The sequence below is a fragment of the Candidatus Sulfurimonas baltica genome (assembly GCF_015265455.1).
Lineage (GTDB): Bacteria > Campylobacterota > Campylobacteria > Campylobacterales > Sulfurimonadaceae > Sulfurimonas > Sulfurimonas baltica.
Genome location: NZ_CP054492.1, coordinates 2,403,837 through 2,424,998, shown reverse-complemented (window position 1 = coordinate 2,424,998; position 21,162 = coordinate 2,403,837). Strand labels below are relative to the sequence as shown.

Here is a 21,162-nt window from a genome sequence, read left to right as displayed (position 1 = left end):
TTAATTTGTTTCATAAAGTTATTATATTATCTATAAAGACTAAGTTCTCCACCTTTTTTTGCATACATCATTAAGTTGGCAATATTAACACTTCTGTCACATGAGCGCTCTAATTTTCTAAGTGTTCCTAAAACTTTCACATATTCTTGGGATAGCTCTTTTTCTTCTATGATTATTGTCATTATCTCTTTTTCCAATATTGAAAAAATATCATCATTTTTACTCTCTTCAACCATTATTTTTCTATAATAATCTTCAATATTACATGTATCAAGATCTTTAAAGCACTCTAAAATATACTCTAATGCTTTGATTGTACTTTTGTGAAGTTGTGAGATTGTTGCACTTAGAGGCTCTAGATTACAATCGCTTTGAGAGTGTTCTCTCATTCTGCGTGCATATTTTCTTGTGCCCTCTCCAATGCGAACTATTTCGTTTGTCATTTTTAAATAAGCAACTAATGAGCGTAGCTCTACAGCTTCTGGACCAAACAGGGCAAAAGTTTTTATAATCTCGTTATCAATTGTATCACCCTGCAGTTCAATATTATTTAGCTTTTCTAGGGCTAACTTATAGCCATCTTGACTGATTGGGATAAAAGAATTTAATGATATTTGGCTTGCTGAGACAATGCTCTCTAAAAGAGTGGCTATTAGACCTCTGATTTCATCTATTTTATTATTGTATTTTGTTGACATGTATAAATTCCTTTAATTTTATTTCACACCCTCGAGGGGTACCTAGTAAAATGAAAGGAAACCTCTCATTTATTTGTTACAGTATCGGAAGTAATTCCGCTACTTACGTTAACACTTAGTTTCCTTCGGCAGGAGGCCCATTGCACTAGTGCAATTTTTATCAACCGAATTTGCCGGTTATGTACTCTTCTGTAAGTTTCTCTTTTGGTGTTACGAAAAGTTCTTCTGTGAGACCCAACTCTATAAGCTCGCCCATATACATAAAACCTGTATAGTCACTTACTCTTGCAGCTTGTTGCATGTTGTGCGTAACTATAATAATAGAAACTCTCTGTTTTAGCTCAACTATTAACTCTTCAATCCCGGCAGTGGAGATAGGATCAAGGGCAGAGGTAGGTTCATCAAAGAGTAAAACTTCCGGTTCAACCGCAATAGCACGAGCAATGCAAAGCCTTTGCTGTTGTCCTCCTGAGAGTCCGTTGGCGTCGTGTTTTAGTCTATCCTTGACCTCTTTGAAAATTGCTGCATCTTTAAGTGCTTTTTCAACCCTGTCTTTTAATTCCGTTTTATTTTTTATACCTTGTAGTCTCATTCCATAAGCAACATTATCAAATATGCTCATAGGAAAAGCTGTAGGTTTTTGAAAAATCATCCCTATCTGAATTCTCAGGTTAATCAAATCCTCATTTTTCGTTAGAATATTTTTATTCTTAAACAAAATTTCCCCACTGTATTTATTGCCTGGATACAAATCGTGCATTCGGTTAAAACTTCTAAGAAGTGTTGTTTTACCACATCCTGAAGGTCCAATAAGAGCGGTAATGCTATTTTTTGCAACGGGCATAGAGAGCGTCTTTATACTCGGCTCATCTACTCCCGCATAAGTAAACTCAAAGTTATTGACCTCAAGCGCTTTTTCTTTAGTTATATCAACAATAGTTGCCATTATTTCCCTTTTTTCTTTAATAAAAATAGTCGTCCAATTATATTTAGAGATAAAATGAACATAGATAAAATAAATGCTGCAGCCCACCCGAGTTTTTGCCAATCTTCATAAGGGCTGGTTGCATAGTTATACATAGTAACAGTAAGTGATGCCATTGGCTCACTCATATCTGTATTTAAAAAATTATCATTAAATGATGTGAACAAAAGAGGAGCTGTCTCACCTGCAACCCTTGCAACACCAAGTAAAACACCTGTTAATATTCCAGCTTTTGCCCCGCGATAAACAACTTGAATAATTACTTTGTATTTTGGAGCGCCTAAAGCAAAAGCAGCTTCTCTGAGTGTGGATGGAACAAGCTGCAACATGTCATCAGTAGTTCTTAAAATTATAGGAAGCATTATGATAGTAAGCGCAACTGAACCGGCCCAACCACTAAAGTGCCCCATGGGAACTACAACTACAGCATAAACAAAAGCACCTATTACAATACTAGGTGCTGACATCATAATGTCAGATATGTCACGAATAGTCTCTGCTAGTTTTGATTTTTGGCCATACTCACTCAGGTATGTCCCAGCCAATATCCCAAGAGGAACACCAATAAATGTTGCAACACTAACAATCATAAGTTGACCAATAAGTGCATGTTTGAGTCCACTCTCTTCATAGCCTGGAGGTGCTCCCTCATGAGAGAAGATACTCCAGCTCAGTGCATCAACACCATTTAAGACTAACACACCTAAAATCCAAAATAAAAAACCTATCCCAATAACTGCAGACATAGTGGAAAGAACCATAACAATGTTATTTGTAAGAATTCTTTTTTGAGTATGAGTCATTATGCAATCCTTTTTCTACGTAAAAAGTAAAATTTCGCAATAGATATAATCGTGAAACTTATTACTAGTAGCATTAGTGAAAGCTCAAAGAGTGATGAGTAGTAAAGTTCAGTATCTGCTTCTGTGAATTCGTTTGCAAGTGTTACTGGAATAGATGTGGCAGGTGCTGTTAAATCCATAGATATTTTATGAACATTACCCATTACAAAAGTAACAGCCATAGTCTCACCAATGGCACGCCCAAGAGCCAAAATAAACGAGCCGATTATTCCAGCTTTAGCGTAAGGGATAATTATATCTTTTATAACATCCCATTTTGTTCCACCAAGTGCATACGCTGACTCTTTTAAAATATCAGGGGTTGTATTCATTGCATCTCTTGTAACTGCTGCCATAAATGGAAGTATCATTATGGATAGTACAATTCCGGCTGTAAGCATACTGATACCAATTCCGCCAAAGACATCACGTACAATAGGGACAAAGTAAAACAGACCCCACATACCGTAGATAACAGATGGGATAGCTGCTAAAAGTTCTATCGAAACACCAACCGGTGATTTAAGACGAGCAGGTGCTAGTTCGCTTAAGAATATTGCAACGCCTATAGCCAATGGCACTGCCAAAATCATTGCCAGAAAAGTTGAAACAACAGACCCGTATATTGCAGGAAGTGCACCAAACTTCCCTAAATTTGGTGCCCATTTAGACTCTGTTATAAAGTCAAAACCAAATGCTTGGATTGAAGCCATAGAGTTTTGTAGTAAAACTGTAAAAATCCAAGCAACCAACAGTAATATTGTAATTGCGATAAATTTACTTAAATTTGCAAATAATTTATCAATGATAATACTCATTAATCAGCTCCTCTTTTATAAAGTTTGCAATTTTATGTAGATTTGATTACAAATTGGTTACTGAGATACAGCTGAAGATATTGATAAGAATTTTAGTAGTATACTTTTGTTGAATGCTAAAAGGAGAGATTATGAAAGAGAAAAAAATAGATAAAAAAGAGCAAGAGAGAAGAGAAAAGGGCGAAGATAGAAGGAAAGAGGATAAAGATAGAAGAAAAAGCAAAGACGGAAAAGTTCGGATCTGGAAAAAAGAGGAGACGATAGCCTACGAAGAGGAGTTGGCTACTTTACAAGTTGAACTTTTGAAATTTCAAAATCACGTAAAAGACACAGGGCTTAAGGTTTTGATGGTTTTTGAGGGTCGTGATGCAGCGGGCAAAGGTGGCACTATAAAAAGAATCACTGAGCATCTAAACCCAAGGGGTGCGAGAGTGGTTGCACTTGAGAAGCCGAGTGATAGAGAGCGCTCTCAGTGGTACTTTCAAAGATATGTGCAACATCTGCCATCTGCCGGGGAGATAGTCCTTTTTGACAGAAGTTGGTATAACCGCTCGATGGTTGAGCCTGTTATGGGGTTTTGTACGGAGAGAGAACATCATAAATTTTTAAAAGATGCACCTGAATTTGAAGATATGATAGTTGATGAAGATATTAAAATATTTAAATTCTATTTCTCTGTATCCAAAGATGAACAGGCAAAAAGATTTAAAGCTAGAGAGACAGACCCTCTGAAGCAATATAAGCTTTCACCTGTTGATATGGAGTCTCAAAAATTATGGGATGAGTATTCTTTGGCTAAATTCATGATGCTGAGTGCTACCCATACAGAAATAGCACCATGGACGATTGTAAAAAGTGATGACAAGAAAAAAGCTAGAATTAACTGCATAAAACATATTCTGAACTTTGTCGATTATCCGGATAAAATAAAAGCAAAAAATATTGCAGTAGATAAAGAGATTATAATTTATGGTCGAGATGAAGCTATTGCAATGGAAAAAGAGTTTAAGTTTTCACTTAAAAAGTAAGTTTATTACATGTAGGTTACAAAAATAGTTTAAACTATTCAATTTGGTAATCTACATGTAACCTTTCGCATTTATAATTTCGTATCTTAATAAAACAAAAGGTACGAAAATGTTTAAAAAATTAGCTTTAGTTGCACTTGTTGCAGCTGCTTCCGTAAGTACGTCATTCGCTTCAGATAAAATCAATGGTGCAGGTGCATCTTTTCCAGCTCCTCTTTATTATGATTGGGCTTTCAACTATAAAAAAGATACAAAAAATAGTGTAAACTACCAGTCAATTGGCTCAGGTGGCGGAATCAAGCAAATTACAAAAAGAATTGTAGATTTTGGTGCGTCTGATAAACCGTTAAACTCTAAAAAACTCTCAGAGGCAAAACTTTTACAGTTTCCGGCAGTTATCGGTTCTATTGTTATAGCATTTAATATTGATGGTATTGCAGATGAGACATTAAAGTTAAGCAATGAAGTTGTTGCAGATATTTTTGCGGGGAAAATCACTATGTGGAATGATTCCGCAATCGCTGCTAGCAATACAGCTCTTAAGCTGCCAAACCAAAAAATTACTGTTGTTCACCGTTCGGACGGTTCAGGAACTACTTTTAACTTTACTTATTACCTAAGTGGAAGTTCTAAAAACTGGAAAGATACTTATGGAACTGGTAAAGCAATTGACTGGGCTGTTGGTATCGGCGGAAAAGGTAACGAGGGCGTTGCAAACTTAATTAAGCAAACTCCTTACTCTATCGGTTATATTGAAAATGCGTATAAAGAGAGCAATAAGCTATCAGCTGCCGTGCTTAAAACTGCGAGTGGTAAGTGGGTTGTAGCAAATGAAGATAACTTTAAAGCTGCTGCAAAATATGCAAGTTGGACAAAAGAGGATAACTTCTATGCGATGTTAGCTCTACAACCAGGCGATACTTCTTACCCTATTGTTGCAGCAACATTTATTTTACTAGCGACTGAGAAATCTGAGATGAATAAAAAAACAATAGAGTTTTATGACTATGCTTTTAAAAATGGTGACGAATCTGCTAAAAAGTTAGGTTATATTCCTCTTCCTGAAGATACAAAAAATATGATTAGGGAGTATTGGGCTTCTAATATCAAATAATAATAGAGACCTCTGATTAATTCATAAACTAGATTCCAAGTCAAGCTTGGAATGACGATAGTTCCGTCACTCTGGACTTGATCCAGAGTCTAATAGCTAATTATTCAGAGGGTTCAATAGTTAAATTTCATTTTCTTCTCCTAAGGTTCTTATAACTACTGATTATAAGAACCACATGTATTCTCCTATGATTCTTGTAACTACTGATTGCAAGAATCCTCCTTTATATGTATTCATAAACACTACTCTAAAACTACCTTATTATAGTATCATAGCTGTAATCATTATGTAACCAAACTATTTTATAATTCTATCAACAAAAAACAAGGGAAATACAAATAATGAAAAAAATAGTTCTTTCAACAATGGCGGTTTTAGCAATTGGTTCAGTTAGCTTAAGTGCTGCACAATTTTATGTAGATGACAAAGGTCAACTGTTTACTACACCTGCTGAGGGTCGTAAAGCTTTTGAAATGACTAATGAGAGTAAATCAAATGTTAGCAAAATAACTATTGTAGATGAAAAATCTCCTGATTTTCTTTATGGTAAACAAACACATATCAATATGAAGTTTGTAGCAGATGATAATTCTGACATGTGGCTAAAAGCTGGTGTTCGTATTCAGGGTACTTTTGAAAATGTAGAGACTGATTATAATGATGTTTCAAAAACTGACACAAGTATAAATGATGCATACCTTCGTCGTGTTCGTTTTGAGGTTGCAGCTGGTTTTAACAAATGGACTTCTTTTGTAATGGACGTTAGAAACGATAAAGCAAATTACCAACAAAGTGGTGAGAATGAATTTAACGTTGGTGATGCATATGTTCAAATCAAAAAACCTTTCGGTTCGTCTTTGGTAAACTTTAAACTTTTCCGCGCAAAAATCGATGTTTCACGTACTGAAACTATAAAATCGGCTCGCACAATCGCTTATGACCGCCCTGCAGTTGCAGATGCTGCGGCACAATTTATCTCACACAATCGCCGTGGTACAAATGCACAGGTTTATGGAGATTTAAATAAAAAAGTTCACTACCAATTGGCTTTTGGTGATGCAACAGAAGAAACCTCTTTGTTAGATGCAAAAGGTAAAAAAACATCAGAGATAACTGAACAAAGCTTTTTCTACGGTGGTAAAATTCTATTATCTCCATTTGACGGCTGGGAAGAGACTTCAAAAACAGAAACATACTTTGGTGTAGGTAAACACTTCTCTTTTGGTGCTGCATACTGGGCTGTTCCTAGCATTAAGGCAACAGGTATAAAAAGACTTTCTGATGGTTCTGATGAGAACACTAGAACGGTTGACTTAAATAATAAACTTATCAACCTTGAGATGTCTGCTCACTATAAAAACTTTATGATTCAAGGCGAGTACTTCAAATTTGATGATGTTGTTAAAACTTGGGGTTCTGATGAAAATAATGATGATATTGAAACTGGAAAATCATCTGGTTGGTATGTACTTAGTGAGTATGTTATGCCAGAGTTGGGATATATAGCTCCATTTGTGAGATATGAGAGCTGGGATAAATTTGAAGATTCTGCTGCCGGTGAAGATTATAAATTTACATCAAAAATGGCCGGTGTTAACTGGTACTTAAAAGGTAACTCAATAAAAGCTGGTTTTATGTACCAAAAAGATGAGTACGGTGCAAGTACAGGAGACAAAGATGTTGAGAAAATGAAAATAACTACTCAATTCTTTTTCTAAACCACACAGTAATTTTACTCTCCTCTTAGAGCCTCTTTTGGCTCTATAAATTTTCTACATGCAGAATTTAAACTCCAAAAACTTTAGTTTATTAAATTTATTATTCAATATAAACAGCAATACAAAAATAGCAATTAACTCAATATAAACAGCATTTTAGATAGAATGTCAATAATTTAAATGTAATAATTATTGGAGAGAAATAATGGATGCAGCCAAATATATTTGGATGAACGGTGAGTTTGTAGCTTGGGAAGATGCTAAAGTACATGTACTGTCGCACACCTTGCATTATGGAAATGGCGTAATAGAAGGGACTAAAGCTTACAAGACTGAAAAAGGGTACGCTATTTTTCGTTTGAATGACCACACTAAAAGACTTAAAGAGTCTGCTAAAATGACTCTTATTGATATCCCTTACTCTGTTGAGGAGATGAACCAAGCTCAAATAGAGTTAGTAAGAAAAAACGAGTTTACAGGAGACAATGTATATATTCGTCCTTTCGCATTTTTGGGTTACGGTGTTATGGGTGTTTATCATAAAAATGCACCAGTTGAGACTGTTATGTCTGCTTGGGAGTGGGGCGCTTATCTCGGTGAAGAGGGTATGAGAAAAGGTATTAAGCTTAAGATTGCTTCTATGACAAGACCTGCAAATACCTCAAACATGGGTAAAGCAAAAGCAACAGCAAACTACTTAAACTCACAAATGGCAAAATACGAAGCTGTTGACTGCGGGTATGATGAGGCACTTCTGCTTGATGATCAAGGTTATGTTGCAGAAGCAAGCGGAGCTAGCTTTTTCATGGTCAAAAATGGTGTACTTATAACTCCACCAAATGATAATTCACTTGAATCAATAACTCAAAAAACCGTTATAGAGATGGCAGAAAATATGGGTTTAAAAGTAGAACGCCGACGTATTACAAGAGAAGAAGTATATATTGCAGATGAGGCATTTTTAACAGGAACTGCTGCTGAGATTACCCCGGTTCGAATGATAGACGCAAGAGAGATTGGTTGCGGTTCTCGTGGTGTATACACAGAAGAAATACAAAGTTCGTACTTTGATATTGTTTTTGGTCGTAATGAAAAATACGAGCATTATTTAACATATATTGATTAAGTCGGTAAAGGGAATTATTTTCCTTTACTTCGCTTGCGCCGCTGTGGCGACTAAAGCTTGCTTCTTTAGAAGCAGAATTTTATAAGGAAAATTTACATGAAAGAAGAGAATATATATATGGCATCAGATATGAATGACTATTTCAACAAAAAAAAGAGCGAAGAAGGCGGTTTTAAAAAGCCTAGTAGCGGAAATAGCGGAGGAGGGGGCGGTGGTCCTCAAATGCCAAAGCTTGATTTTAATATGGGTGCTAAATCTGGAATAATCTATTTTATAATAGCGGTAGTTATTTTACTTGTTTTGGCAAAACCTTTTACAATTATTCAAGAGGGTGAGCGCGGAATTTTAAGTACAAACGGTAAATACCAAGATCAAGCACTTCTTCCTGGATTACACTTTATTGTCCCAGTAATTCAAAAAGTTTACATTGTAGATACAAAAGTTCGTATTATCAACTATGCTTCGCAGATAGAAGCAAGCGGTGGAAATGCAGCTGGTATTAACGTTAAGCCTGCGATTACAGTTCTTGATAAACGTGGTCTTCCGGTCTCTATTGAACTTACAGTACAGTACAGACTTAACTCACAGTTTGCAGCTCAAACAATCTCTAACTGGGGATTTTCTTGGGAAGACAAAATTATTAATCCTGTTGTAAGAGATGTTGTTCGTAATGTTGTCGGTAAATATGATGCAGAATCACTTCCACAACTTAGAAATCAAATAGCTCAAGAGATTGATAAGGCTGTTAGAGATAGTGTAACAGGTCTTAAAAATTCACCTGCTGACCTTCAGTCTGTGCAACTTCGTGAGATAGGACTACCTAGCAAGGTAAAAGAGCAGATTGAGCGTGTTCAAGTTGCAAAGCAAGAGGTTCAAAAAGCAGAGCAGGATGTTCAACGTGCAAAGCAAGAAGCTTTTAAGCGTGCAGCAGAAGCAGAAGGTATGGCTCAAAAAGCTAGAATTGAAGCACAAGGTATTGCGGATGCTGTTACAATTGAAGCAGATGCAAAAGCTAAAGCAAATATTCTTATTTCAAAATCATTAACTACTCAGTTGTTACAACTAGAGCAGATGAAGGTTCAAGGTCAGTTTAACGATGCTCTTAGAGAGAACAGAGATGCTAAAATATTCTTGACACCTGGCGGTTCAACACCGAATATTTGGGTTGATATGAAAGATGCCAAGCAGAGAACTACGGCTCAGTAGATATGCAGGAGATAGTAAATAGAGTTGACTGGCAAAAGAGTGATCTTCTGCCAGTAATAGTTCAGGACATACAAAATAACGAAGTTCTAATGATGGCTTATATGAACAAAGAAGCCTTAGAACTCTCCCTCACAACAAAAATAGCACACTACTTCTCCCGTTCAAAACAGCGTATTTGGAAAAAAGGCGAGAGCAGTGGACATATTCAAAAGATACACTCTTTTAATATTGACTGCGACAGTGACACTCTTCTTATAAAAGTGACTCAAGAGGGAGTGGCTTGTCATACTGGTCGTCGTTCTTGTTTTTTTACTGAACTTGAATCAGGTGAAGCAAACTCTGAAGTTGTAGTGAGCAGTGAAGCTCTTTACGGAGTAATAGACACACTTTATCATACAATCCAGGAGCGTAAAAACGCAGACCCTGAATCGTCATGGACTGCAAAACTTTTGAGCAAAGGTGAAAATACGATTTTGAAAAAGGTTGTAGAAGAAGCTGGTGAGTTTAGTTTTGCATATAAAGATAATGATGAGAAAGAGATGATATATGAAGCAGCAGATTTAACTTACCATATGTTAGTCGCACTAGCTGCTAAAAATATATCTCCAGATAGAATAAAACAAGAACTCGCTAGAAGATTTAACATGAGTGGTATATTTGAAAAAAACTCGAGAAATAAATAGACTATGAATAGCATGATAAACACTTTTATAGATGAATTAATCATATATGATTACATTCTATTTAGTGTGATTTTTGCACTTTTTATACTTCTTTTCATATTAGGTTTGATTTTAAGAAAGAAAGCTACTAAAGCAATTGTTTTAATTTCTTTAGCTTTTTTTATACTTCTAGTTGGGTCAACTTTGGGTTATTCTAAAATGCACGAATATTTGTTCAGCAATGTCACTTCATTTATTAGCCAAAAAAAATTAACCTTTTCTCAAGCAGTAGTTGTTTATGCAACAGTTAAAAATAACTCAAATTTTGATTTTGTAAATTGTAAAATAAGCGCTAGCGCATATAAAGTAAGTGGCAATTCCATAAAGGATTATATATTTACATTTAAGCCATTGATGAAAATGTCGATTTTAGAGTATGATATTTTAAAAGGTGAAGAGAGAGAATTGAAAATTATATTGGAGCCTTTTACTTATTCAAATGATTACAATATTTCGGTGGAGGCAACCTGCAGATGATTACTCTGTTTAACTATTGGCATTTTATTGTTTTATCTTTGATATTTTTGATATTTTTGAGTGGTGTGTATGCTGCATTTAAACAGGATCAATCAAAGTTAAGATTCCCTATGATTATATCCGCATCTCTTATTTCAGTACTTTTAGCCGGATTTTCAGTTGTGGCAGTTGACAAGTATACAAAAATTGTAAAACTATACAGGTTGGACAACAAAAGAATGCTGAGTAGCGAAAAAATTATGTATAGTGGCATAGTTAAAAATGAGGGTAAGCATGAAGTTGGTGAAGTGATTTTTGAAATAAAGCTTGTCAATAAAGGTCATGTAACAGGAAATGTAAAGGCAGGTTCATTTTTCAGCCCTAGTGGTTTTTTTGATTTTTTCTCAGGAGGGGCAGGTGTATTATACAAGCCTCAGCAAGTGAAAGAAGAATTTATAGTTGCTAAAAATTTAAAGGCTGGTGAAGCTAGAGAGTTTAGAGTATATTTAGATTATCCACCATACTTTAGAAGTACGTCACAGTTTACAAAAATTTATGCGCACTAATATTTAAGATTTAAAGGCTTAAGCGCTCTATTTATATTTTTAATTTGAGTATTTTTGTCTCTGCACCAATCTGGTGAAAGTAGAGAGTTGTCATTAATGCCAGCTGTTACTCTTTGTACTGACACATGTTCAGGTTTCATTTTAATTGATTTAACTAAAACATCAAGATAATCATCTTCACTAATTGGAGTAAATTTCCCCTTAATAAAATCATTTGCTAAAGCAGTTTTTTTAACCACGTACAGCGGGTGGTATTTAACAGAATCTATACCCCATTCATAAGCAGCTTTTGAGGTCTCAAGCATCATCTCTTTAGTTTCATCAGGCAATCCAAAGATAAGATGTCCACAAACATTTAGACCCTTTTGTTTTGATTTTAAAATCCACTCTTTAACATTATTGCTACTATGACCACGATTTATCTTCTCTAATGTTTCGTCATATACAGATTGAATTCCAAACTCAATCCATATCTCTTTATCTTTGTTTAGCTCTACGAGATAATCAAGTGTTTCTTCTGTAATACTGTCAGAGCGAGTACCAATACTTAGTCCTACTACATTTTCAAACGAGAGGGCTTTGTCGTAAAGTGTTTTTAGTGTTTCAAAAGGGGCATATGTATTTGTAAAAGATTGAAAATATACGAGAAATTTTTCGGCACCATATTCGTTTGCTTGTTTTTTGCTGATTGCGTTATACTGATATTCAAGTTGTTCAAGCTGTTTTTGAAGGTTTGGGTTATCTTTTGAAGCTAGATTTAGATAAAAACCTTTTAGCTCCTGTGTTTCACCACTGCTTGCACTAAAGGAATCGTTTTCACAAAAAGTACAGCCACCCTTGGCAACTGTTCCATCTATATTCGGACATGTGAAGCCAGAGATGTTAATACCAACTTTGTAGATTCTGCTATTAAACTTAGATTTTAAGTAGTTGCCAAAGGTATAAATCTGATTCATAAACTCTAAACTATGTAATCGCCAGTAAAACAAGCTGTACAGTAGTTGTCTTCTTTGGTGTTTACACTTCTTAAAAGAGCTGGACCATCTAAATAAGCTAGTGAGTCAGCTTCTATAAACTTACATATTTCATCTATAGTCATATTTGCTGCAATGAGCTTATCTTTATTTGGTGTATCTACTCCATAATAGCAAGGGTCAGTTGTTGGAGGAGAAGAAACTCTCATATGAACCTCTATCGCACCTGCTTCTTTTAGCATCCTGACAATTCTTTTTGATGTTGTTCCACGCACAATCGAGTCATCAACAACAATTACTCTTTTGCCTTTAATTATATCTGTCATGGGTGAAAGTTTCATTTTTACTTTTAAGTCACGCATCTCTTGTGTAGGTTCAATAAATGTACGGCCAATATAATGATTTCTCATTATGCCCATTTCATATGGTATCCCACTCTCCTGCGCATAACCAATAGCGGCAGGAACACCACCATCTGGTACAGGTATAACTATATCAGCCTCAACCGGTTTGATATGTGCAAGTTCTTTTCCCATGTTTTTTCTAGTTTGATAAACCGATTGACCAAAAACTTTAGAATCGGGTCTAGCAAAATATACATACTCAAAAATACAGTGTTTAGGAGTTGGCTCAAAAACTTTTATACTTTTTGGCTCTTTGCCGTCTTCGAAAATTAAAAGTTCACCTGGCTCAACATCTCTTACAAATTCAGCGCTGACAAGATCAAAAGCACAGCTCTCACTTGCTACTATGTAGCCACCATTTGGTAATTTTCCTAGACTTAATGGACGAAATCCAAAGCGGTCTCGCATTGCGAACATTTTTGTCCTGCTTAAAAATACAAGTGAAAAAGCACCCTCTATTCTCCCAACAGCATCTATAATTCTATCTAGGAGTTTCTTTTTTTCACTTTTGGCTATAAGATGAATAAGATTTTCTGTGTCCATAAATGTTTGAAAAATTGCACCTTTTTCAATAAGTTTATTACGAACTTCTTCTGCATTGGTTAAATTTCCATTATGAACAATTGCCATCTCACCTAGATCATATCTTGCAAAGACGGGCTGTGCATCAAGTATAGAGTCATCCCCCGCTGTTGAATAGCGGGTATGACCTATTGCGCTAGAGCCACTAAGAGTTTTTAATTTAGCCTCATCAAAAACACGCATAACTAAACCACGTTTCTTGATAGTATGAAGTTTCTCTCCATCAGAAGAGCTTATGCCAGCTGCTTCTTGACCACGATGTTGAAGAGCATGTAGTGAAAAATAAGCTAACTTAGAAGCCTCTTCATGACCAAAAATCCCAACAACAGCACATTTCTCATTAATATCTTCTCGCACATTTTTCTCCTAGAAAAATAATTATGGAATTATACTGAACCAAAGGTAAAACTTTGTTGATTTTACAACTCTAAACAATCAGAAATTGAGTAAAGCCCTGCTTTCTTGTCTGCTAGCCAGGTAGCAGCTCTGATTGCACCTTTTGAAAATGTATTCCTTGAGGTTGCTGTGTGGTTTAGTTCTATAAATTCACCATCATTGTAAAATCCAACCGTATGACGACCAACAATATCTCCACCCCTAAGTGCCATAACGGCTATTTCATCTTCACTTCGCTCACCAATGTTACCATCTCTTCCACTGACTCGAACTTTGTCTAAATCAAGACCACGACCACGAGCCGCAGACTCACCCAAAGTTAGCGCAGTACCACTTGGAGCATCTTTTTTATGCTTATGATGCATCTCAACTATTTCAATATCAAAACCATCAAGTGCAGCGGATGCCTGATAGACAAGTTTATTTAAAAGTGCTACTCCTAAAGACATATTGGTAGCGTATAAAACAGGCATTTTTTCACTTGCTTGTTTTAGAAGATTTAATTGATGAGCACTTAACCCAGTAGTGCCTATTACTAATGGCTTTGGTGTTTTTAGGCACTCTTCAAGGAGTGTTTCACAGGCCTCAGGGAGAGAAAAATCTATAATAATATCACACCCATTCAAAAATGATTTGATATCTGTGGTTACTAAAACAGAAGGGTCAATAGTGAAATTTAAGTTATTACGTACATATACGGAACTAAGACTTATGTCACTAGTAAGTTTTAAATCATCTATTATTAGTTTTCCAACTCTACCATTTGCACCAAAAACACCAACTTTTACCATAAATATATTCCTTAATTTTGTTTTCTAAGAGTGTAATTTCTCATCTACATATGAGATAGCTTGAAGAGCTGCAACAGCACCGTCTCCTGCTGCACTGACAACCTGTTTTGGGGCTGCTATGCGCATATCACCGGTTGCAAAAAGTCCGTCAATAGAAGTTTTCATGCTAATATCAACTATAACTTCACCAGATTTATTCACATCGCAAAGAAAGCTGCCATCTTCTTGAATAAGAGTTTGATTATTTACATCATTTCCCACAAAGGTGAAAACTCCGGGAACTTTAATGTCCCTAATTTCACCATTTTTATTTTTAACACGAAGCCCAGTAACACCCATGGCATCACCATATACCTCGTGCGGAACTGAGTTTAAAACCAGCTCAATATTCTCTGTTTTTTTAATTCTAGCAACTGTATTTGGAGCCGAGCGGAAAGTATCTCGCCTGTGAATTAAATAAACTTTAGAACATATTTTAGCAAGATAAAGTGCCTCTTCTAAGGCTGTGTCACCACCACCAACAACAGCAACCTCTTTTCCTTTATAGAAAAAACCATCACATGTTGCACATGTGCTTACCCCTTTTCCAAAAAATTCATCTTCTCCGGCAAAACCTGCACGACGAGGAGAGGAACCAGTGCCAATAATAACACTATGTGCTTCAGTTATGCTTCCGTCTTCTTTATGAATTTTAAAAATATCTCCATCTTTTGTGACACGTTTTACTTCTACCATTTCATGTTTAAGTCCAAATTTTTGGCATTGCTCAGGCCACGGCATCATCAAATCCATACCTGTGATTTCACCGGTTACTCCAGGGTAATTTTCTATTTCACTACTTGAAGTGATTTGACCACCTGGCATCCCTTTTTCAAACATTGTTACATTCTCTAAACCACCACGTGTGGTGTATAATCCTGCAGTAAGTCCTGCAGGTCCACCGCCGATAATTGCACAATCCAGTATCATAAATATTCCTATTTTTTAAAGTAAATCTACTTGTTTTGATAACTCTTTTAAATTATCTAATTTTCGTATCATACTATCTTGTTTATAAATAGATTCTTTATGTTTTTTGATAAAAAAAATAGTTGGGGATTCATATATATTAAATCTTTGAATAAAACTAAGGCTTGTTTTTGTTCCAGCTCTCAAAAATGTTGTATTTTTTGAATTTGAAAATGCTTCATTATAATAATCTATTGCAATAACAGGAAGATTCAACTCTATCTCGGATAACTGCTCTACGACATCTCTTTCTTTGGAACTATAAAAAATTACAACATATTTATCCTGTTTTGGAGTAAATATATCTTTTTTTTCATAAAAAACCCACTCTTTGAAATCAATAAATTTATATTCAGAAAATTTGTAGTTGAAGTATGCAAAGGCAGCGGCTATCATAGCCGCGCCAAAAAAAGATGCGAGAAGAGTAGAGAGTGAAAAGAGGCTTCTGCCTCCCTTTGCCACTAATCTAATCTTTTTACAATTACGCTAAAAGAGCGTTTATTTTTTCAGCTAATGCAGCTTTGGATTGTGCACCAACAACTTGGTCTACCATTTCACCATTTTTGAAAAACATAATAGTAGGAATAGAACGGATACCAAACTTAACTGCAATATCTTGCTCTTCGTCAGTGTTTACTTTACAGATTTTAGCTTTTCCGTCAAAATCTTCAGCTAACTCTTCGATTACAGGAGCTATCATACGACAAGGTCCACACCAAGGTGCCCAGAAGTCTACTAAAGACACACCTTCACTTAAAGTTGCTTCAAAGTCTGAACCTGTTAATTCTATGTATTTACCCATTGTTATTTCCTTAATAATTTTTATTTACGAACATTATACAAGTCTAAATCTTTATAACTGCTTTATATTATAAGTATAAAATAAATCATAACTTTTAAAAAGTTTAAAAAATAATAAACTCTCTTTGTCTGGCTCTATAAATTGCACATTTTGTGTAGCCAACACTTTTTGTCATTTCTATGACTTCATTACTAAATAGTCCAACTTGCTCAGGATTGTGAGCATCAGAACCAAAAGTAATTGGAATATCAAGTTTGTAAGCTTCTTTTAAAAGAGACAATGACGGATAAGCTTCTGCAATAGGTTTTCTCAGTCCGGCTACGTTTATTTCTATGCTCATATCTGCTTCTTTTATAGCTTGGAGTGCTTCTTTGGCAATAGAGACAATATTTTTTTTTGGCATAAATTTAAATACTTTTATGAGGTCTAAATGTCCCACAATATCAAATAGTCCACTTTTTGCCATGTCTCTTATTGCATTAAAATATTTTTGCCAGATCTCATCTATATCTTGATTTTTATAGTTACCTATAAATTCAGGGTTGTCAAATCCCCACTCATCGATAAAATGGACAGAACCGATAAGATAGTCAACATTTGCACTTAATATTCTTTTGTCCATATGACCTACAAGATAATCAACCTCGTAACCGATGAGTATATCTATCTTGTTTTTATATTTCTCTTTGGCTTTTAATACATCAGACTCATAGGTTTTCATTTGCTCAAAACTCATCCGATATTTTGGATCAAAACTCATTGGGGCATGGTCTGAAAATCCAAAATATTTTATATTGCACTTTATTGCTTTTTCAATATATTCAAAAATTTCACCATCCGCATGATTACAAAGTTTTGTGTGGTTGTGTAAATCAACTGTCATTTTTTCTCTATTTATAGATTATTTATGATATTATAGTGACAAATATTAAATTTAACTAATTTTATGTAGACGGAGAAGATTGTATGACACAAGAAGAATTAGATGCTTTGATGAACGAAGATATTGATGATTTAGATGCCTCAGAACTTACTGATGAAGCCGAAGAGATTGAAGTCGAAGAAGAGCAGGTAATAGAAAAAAAATCTGTTAAAACTGATGATAAGCCACTAGGGTACAGTGAAGAGACCGCTCACCATTGGCCTTTACCGGCGACTGATGAGAATAAAATGGTTCATCAGCTGGATAATGTAACAAAAGAGAGTGAAGAAAAGGCTAGTGAAATTTTTGATATTATTGAAGGTGTCAGTAATGAGCTGATGGCAAAAGAAGAAAATGTCAATAATGTTATGGAAGTGTTAAACAGCAATATTGAACTTTTTACCAAACTTAGTGAAAAATTTCCGGATGTCGAAGCTTTTAAAATACAATTAGAGAAAAATGAATCCGCACTAAATGACACAATTGAGGCTGTAGAAACACTTCAAAATAGTGGTGATGCTATAATGAGCGTTATGGATATCATGCAGTATCAAGATATCCATCGCCAAAAAATTGAGCGTGTTATAAATGTTATGAGAGCGCTATCACGATATATGAACTCTCTTTTTGAATGTAAAATCGAGGATGAGAAAAGAGTATCTTCTGCTCAGCATATTGTTGGTGATACGCATAATGATATAGCTTCAATGGATGAAATCGAGGCACTTTTGGAGCAGTTCGGAAGTAAATGAAAAAAGTAGAACTTCTATCTCCTGCAGGGACACTTGAAAAATTAAAAATTGCTTTTGACTTTGGTGCAGATGCTGTCTATGGTGGAGTTAGCCACTTCTCTCTTCGTATTCGCTCAGGTAAAGAGTTTAGTATGGAAGAGTTTGCAGAGGGGATAGCTTACGCTCATGCAAGGGGCAAAAAAGTATATGTTACTATAAACGGATTCCCTTTTAACTCTCAGCTTAATTTATTAAAGAAACATATTTTAGCAATGGCAAAACTTAAGCCTGACGCTTTTATAGTTGCAACTCCTGGAGTTTTAAAACTTGCTCACGAGTTAGCACCAGATATGCCTATACACCTTTCAACTCAAGCTAATGTAATGAATGTTCTAGATGCAAAAGTCTACTATGATATGGGAGCTACTCGCATAATAACAGCTCGTGAAATTTCATTAAAAGATTTAAAAGAGATAAAAAAAGAGCTTCCAGATTTAGAGTTGGAAGTATTTGTTCATGGCTCTATGTGCTTTGCATACAGCGGCAGATGCCTTATATCTACTCTTCAAAGCGGTAGAGTTCCTAATCGTGGAAGCTGTGCTAATGATTGTAGATTTCCTTATGAGATGTATGCAGCAAATCCAGAAACAGGAACTCTTTTTAAACTAGAAGAGGATGATGGAGTCGGTACATATATTATGAATGCAAAAGATTTAAATCTTGCATCTCATATGAAAGAGATATTAGATAGTTGTGTTGTTGATTCAGTTAAAGTTGAAGGTCGTACAAAAACAGCATATTATGCAGCTGTTACAGCAAAAGCTTACAGAATGGCAATAGATGATTATTACGAAGATAGAGTTAATAATGATAAATATCAATATGAACTGCAATCTCTTCAAAATCGTGGATATACAGATGCTTATTTGGTATCGCGTCCATTTGAAAAACACGATACACAAAGTTTGGATTTTAGTATGCAACTTGGTACACACCAAGTAAGTGGAATTGTTAATGAAGAAGGAACTCACTTTTTATGTAAGTATAAGACTTTACCAAATGATGAACTTGAAATTGTAGCTCCGCTAAATTCATATGTAGAAATTGTAGATAATGAAATAGGCACTACATATGAGAGAGATGGACGAACTTACTTAAAGCTAAAGCAGCTACTTGCAGAAAATAAAAAAGTGTGGGAAGAAGTTCATAGCGGAAATGTAAACCCTATAACTCTGCCTACAAAGCTTCCAGCCTATACCTTTTTAAGAATTCCATCAAGTGAAGACATGGGGACTCAACCAAAGAAGTGAATATAAATGTAGCATGTCTTTGGTGTGCTATAATCTCGAAATAATAAATATAAGGAAAGCTAAATGAAATTTGTTTCAATTGTTATAGGCAGTAAAAGTGATTACGAGGTAATGAAATCATGTTCAGATACACTTGAGGCTTTTGGAGTTAGTTATGAGATGATTATATCTTCTGCTCACCGTTCACCAGAGAGAACTAAAGAGTATATAATTACAGCAGAGAAAAAAGGGGCGCAGGTATTCATTGCTGCGGCGGGTATGGCCGCACATTTGGCAGGTGTTTTGTCATCTAAAACAGTCAAACCTATTATTGGTGTGCCGATGAGTGCATCTGCCCTATCTGGTATTGATGCACTTCTTTCAACTGTTCAAATGCCAGCTGGAATGCCAGTTGCTACTGTAGCGATAGGAAAAGCTGGAGCTATTAATTCAGCTTACTTAGCGATGCAGATATTAGCACTAGATAATGAAGAGTTAGCAATTAAATTAAAAGAAGACAGAATTGCAAAAGCTAAAAAAGTTGAGATGGACTCTATGGAGATTGAAACTATTATATCTTTGTAGTTTCTATAAAAAGGGGCATTAATGAAATGGATGAGTGATGAAGAGTATATGGAGCTTACCGGGCTTGATATTTCAGCTATTGATGAGTTGGCAGATAGAGGGAAACTTACTCTAAAAGTAGAAGATGGGATTAGATACATTGATCCATCTAAGGGGTCAAGTGAAGTCGTTCCTGCACAGCTAAGAGAACTCTCTGCTCGTAACACTCATGAGATGTTAGTACAGCCTCAGTTTGTGGAAAAAACAATCGGTACTATCATTAACCTTCATGAGAAAGTTCTTGATGCCAAAGACGAAACTCTTACCGCTGTAAGAGCTGAAAATGAATTTTTAAGAGAGGCTCTTGGGTCTTTGCAGGAACTTTATGATGAAGATAGAAAAACAATAGCAACTTTAACTGAACAACTTAAGCTTTCACAGCAAGAAGTTGAGTTTATGAGAAGAAAATATAAACTTATGTGGAACAAAGCAATAGATGAACATACAAATTAACTTTATTATATGACAATAGATAAAGAGTGTATTGGCTGCATAATAAATCAAAGTGCCAGAGTCGCAAAGGCTATAGAGGCGTCTGAGTCTCTGACAAGTGAAATGGTTTCGACGGTTGAGCTTATGAGTAAAGAGTTCTCATTTAAAGACAACCCTCCGGAAATTGCCTCTTATGTTTATGAAAAACTTGCAGAAATTGCAAATAAAACCGACCTTTACGATGAGGTTAAAGAGCTCTCAACAAAAAAAGCACTCTCATTTATACCACTACTAAAAAACAGACTACTATCCTCAAACAATAAGCTTTTAACGGCAACAAAAATTGCTGTTGCCGGAAATGTTATAGATTTGGCAGCTGCAGTGGAGTTTGATTTGGAGGATGAACTAAATAAGATATTTGAAACAGATTTCGCATATGATGACTTTGATATATTAAAAGAAAAATTATCTACATCAAAAACAGTTTTAGTCATTGGCGATAACGTGGGTGAGCATATATTTGATTATTTGTTTATTGAAACTCTTAAAGAGATGTCTCCACATGTAAAATTTTCATATATGGTTAGAGGCAATCCGATAATTAATGATGTAACGATAAAAGAGGCAAAAAAAGCCGGGTTTGATGAGCTTTGCGAACTTGTAGACAGCGGAGTGAATACACCCGGATTTACATACAGCCGAGCAAATATCTACTCAAAAGAGCTATTTGACAGCGTAGACTTGGTCATCTCAAAAGGGATGGGTAACTATGAGTGCATGAGTCCATCACACAGAAAAGACATCTGCTTTTTACTTAAAGTAAAATGCAGTGTTGTTGCCAACTCTTTGGGTAAAGAGATTGGTGATATCGTTTGTAAAATGGCATAAAAACTTTAATAAATCTAACTTTTAACTCAGCTTGGTATAA

Annotated in this window: 24 protein-coding genes; 13 read left to right on the top strand and 11 right to left on the bottom strand. The window is 35.3% G+C overall.

Translation table 11 applies throughout. From position 1 onward, the window contains the following. Positions 1 to 26 precede the first annotated feature (26 nt). The 4 genes from HUE88_RS12205 to pstC form a co-directional block, all read right to left on the bottom strand. A complete protein-coding gene (locus HUE88_RS12205) occupies positions 27 to 698 on the bottom strand; it encodes a phosphate signaling complex PhoU family protein (protein WP_194369411.1) in 672 nt (223 codons plus the stop codon). 160 nt (positions 699 to 858) lie between these two features. Further along, entirely contained in the window at positions 859 to 1,644 is a 786-nt protein-coding gene (gene pstB / locus HUE88_RS12200; RefSeq protein ID WP_194369409.1) for a phosphate ABC transporter ATP-binding protein PstB, read from the bottom strand. Continuing rightward, positions 1,644 to 2,486 (bottom strand): phosphate ABC transporter permease PstA, encoded by an 843-nt coding sequence (gene pstA, locus HUE88_RS12195; protein WP_194369407.1) that lies wholly within the window; start codon positions 2,484 to 2,486, stop codon positions 1,644 to 1,646. The genes pstB and pstA overlap by 1 nt, the downstream gene beginning before the upstream one ends. Then, positions 2,486 to 3,343, bottom strand: coding sequence for a phosphate ABC transporter permease subunit PstC (pstC, locus tag HUE88_RS12190; protein ID WP_194369405.1), 858 nt, complete (start codon positions 3,341 to 3,343; stop codon positions 2,486 to 2,488). Before pstC ends, pstA begins: the two co-directional genes overlap by 1 nt. A gap of 131 nt (positions 3,344 to 3,474) precedes the next feature. Here pstC and ppk2 point away from each other — a divergent pair, with 131 nt between their 5' ends. The 8 genes from ppk2 (at position 3,475) to HUE88_RS12150 (ending at position 11,279) form a co-directional block, all read left to right on the top strand. Next, on the top strand, positions 3,475 to 4,371 hold the full coding sequence (ppk2, locus tag HUE88_RS12185; protein ID WP_194369403.1) for a polyphosphate kinase 2: 897 nt from the start codon (positions 3,475 to 3,477) through the stop codon (positions 4,369 to 4,371). 109 nt (positions 4,372 to 4,480) lie between these two features. Next, the gene (gene pstS / locus HUE88_RS12180; RefSeq protein ID WP_194369401.1) at positions 4,481 to 5,485 is read left to right on the top strand and encodes a phosphate ABC transporter substrate-binding protein PstS; all 1,005 of its coding nucleotides are present in this window, start codon (positions 4,481 to 4,483) and stop codon (positions 5,483 to 5,485) included. Between the two features lie 341 nt (positions 5,486 to 5,826). Then, positions 5,827 to 7,203: a porin gene (locus tag HUE88_RS12175; RefSeq protein WP_194369399.1), complete on the top strand. Its 1,377-nt coding sequence runs from the start codon at positions 5,827 to 5,829 to the stop codon at positions 7,201 to 7,203. Positions 7,204 to 7,408: 205 nt separating this feature from the next. Next, the gene (locus tag HUE88_RS12170; protein WP_194369397.1) at positions 7,409 to 8,329 is read left to right on the top strand and encodes a branched-chain amino acid transaminase; all 921 of its coding nucleotides are present in this window, start codon (positions 7,409 to 7,411) and stop codon (positions 8,327 to 8,329) included. 117 nt (positions 8,330 to 8,446) lie between these two features. Then, positions 8,447 to 9,535 carry a prohibitin family protein gene (locus tag HUE88_RS12165; protein WP_194372673.1) on the top strand — a complete coding sequence of 363 codons (1,089 nt, stop codon included), beginning with the start codon at positions 8,447 to 8,449 and terminating at the stop codon, positions 9,533 to 9,535. A gap of 2 nt (positions 9,536 to 9,537) precedes the next feature. Next, positions 9,538 to 10,218 (top strand): bifunctional phosphoribosyl-AMP cyclohydrolase/phosphoribosyl-ATP diphosphatase HisIE, encoded by a 681-nt coding sequence (hisIE, locus tag HUE88_RS12160; RefSeq protein ID WP_194369395.1) that lies wholly within the window; start codon positions 9,538 to 9,540, stop codon positions 10,216 to 10,218. A 12-nt stretch (positions 10,219 to 10,230) separates the two neighbouring features. Beyond that, positions 10,231 to 10,734: a DUF2393 family protein gene (locus HUE88_RS12155; RefSeq protein WP_229860084.1), complete on the top strand. Its 504-nt coding sequence runs from the start codon at positions 10,231 to 10,233 to the stop codon at positions 10,732 to 10,734. Further along, a complete protein-coding gene (locus tag HUE88_RS12150) occupies positions 10,731 to 11,279 on the top strand; it encodes a DUF2393 family protein (protein WP_194369391.1) in 549 nt (182 codons plus the stop codon). Before HUE88_RS12155 ends, HUE88_RS12150 begins: the two co-directional genes overlap by 4 nt. Here the strand turns inward: HUE88_RS12150 and mnmL are convergent. The 7 genes from mnmL to HUE88_RS12115 all read right to left on the bottom strand — a co-directional run bounded on the left by mnmL (position 11,276) and on the right by HUE88_RS12115 (position 17,119). Then, positions 11,276 to 12,235, bottom strand: a complete 960-nt coding sequence (gene mnmL, locus HUE88_RS12145) for a tRNA modification radical SAM protein MnmL/YtqA (RefSeq protein ID WP_194369388.1) — start codon at positions 12,233 to 12,235, stop codon at positions 11,276 to 11,278. The two genes, HUE88_RS12150 and mnmL, sit on opposite strands and share 4 nt — an antisense overlap. Positions 12,236 to 12,240: 5 nt before the next feature. Next, on the bottom strand, positions 12,241 to 13,596 hold the full coding sequence (purF, locus tag HUE88_RS12140; RefSeq protein ID WP_194369386.1) for an amidophosphoribosyltransferase: 1,356 nt from the start codon (positions 13,594 to 13,596) through the stop codon (positions 12,241 to 12,243). A 62-nt stretch (positions 13,597 to 13,658) separates the two neighbouring features. Further along, the gene (gene dapB, locus HUE88_RS12135; protein ID WP_194369384.1) at positions 13,659 to 14,426 is read right to left on the bottom strand and encodes a 4-hydroxy-tetrahydrodipicolinate reductase; all 768 of its coding nucleotides are present in this window, start codon (positions 14,424 to 14,426) and stop codon (positions 13,659 to 13,661) included. 24 nt (positions 14,427 to 14,450) lie between these two features. Next, complete coding sequence (gene trxB / locus HUE88_RS12130) at positions 14,451 to 15,392, bottom strand: thioredoxin-disulfide reductase (RefSeq protein ID WP_194372671.1); 942 nt, start codon at positions 15,390 to 15,392, stop codon at positions 14,451 to 14,453. A gap of 18 nt (positions 15,393 to 15,410) precedes the next feature. Beyond that, positions 15,411 to 15,830 carry a hypothetical protein gene (locus HUE88_RS12125; RefSeq protein WP_229860208.1) on the bottom strand — a complete coding sequence of 140 codons (420 nt, stop codon included), beginning with the start codon at positions 15,828 to 15,830 and terminating at the stop codon, positions 15,411 to 15,413. Between the two features lie 85 nt (positions 15,831 to 15,915). Then, positions 15,916 to 16,236 carry a thioredoxin gene (gene trxA / locus HUE88_RS12120; protein WP_194366449.1) on the bottom strand — a complete coding sequence of 107 codons (321 nt, stop codon included), beginning with the start codon at positions 16,234 to 16,236 and terminating at the stop codon, positions 15,916 to 15,918. Positions 16,237 to 16,339: 103 nt separating this feature from the next. Continuing rightward, positions 16,340 to 17,119 carry a histidinol-phosphatase HisJ family protein gene (locus HUE88_RS12115; protein ID WP_194369382.1) on the bottom strand — a complete coding sequence of 260 codons (780 nt, stop codon included), beginning with the start codon at positions 17,117 to 17,119 and terminating at the stop codon, positions 16,340 to 16,342. A gap of 83 nt (positions 17,120 to 17,202) precedes the next feature. Here HUE88_RS12115 and HUE88_RS12110 point away from each other — a divergent pair, with 83 nt between their 5' ends. The 5 genes from HUE88_RS12110 (at position 17,203) to HUE88_RS12090 (ending at position 21,122) form a co-directional block, all read left to right on the top strand. Then, a complete protein-coding gene (locus HUE88_RS12110) occupies positions 17,203 to 17,910 on the top strand; it encodes a chemotaxis protein (protein ID WP_194369380.1) in 708 nt (235 codons plus the stop codon). Beyond that, entirely contained in the window at positions 17,907 to 19,199 is a 1,293-nt protein-coding gene (locus HUE88_RS12105) for a peptidase U32 family protein (protein WP_194369378.1), read from the top strand. Before HUE88_RS12110 ends, HUE88_RS12105 begins: the two co-directional genes overlap by 4 nt. A 63-nt stretch (positions 19,200 to 19,262) precedes the next feature. Next, positions 19,263 to 19,763, top strand: coding sequence for a 5-(carboxyamino)imidazole ribonucleotide mutase (purE, locus tag HUE88_RS12100; protein WP_194369376.1), 501 nt, complete (start codon positions 19,263 to 19,265; stop codon positions 19,761 to 19,763). 21 nt (positions 19,764 to 19,784) lie between these two features. Then, on the top strand, positions 19,785 to 20,255 hold the full coding sequence (locus HUE88_RS12095; RefSeq protein ID WP_194369374.1) for a DUF3972 domain-containing protein: 471 nt from the start codon (positions 19,785 to 19,787) through the stop codon (positions 20,253 to 20,255). Positions 20,256 to 20,264: 9 nt separating this feature from the next. Then, on the top strand, positions 20,265 to 21,122 hold the full coding sequence (locus HUE88_RS12090) for a damage-control phosphatase ARMT1 family protein (protein WP_194369372.1): 858 nt from the start codon (positions 20,265 to 20,267) through the stop codon (positions 21,120 to 21,122). Positions 21,123 to 21,162 lie beyond the last annotated feature (40 nt).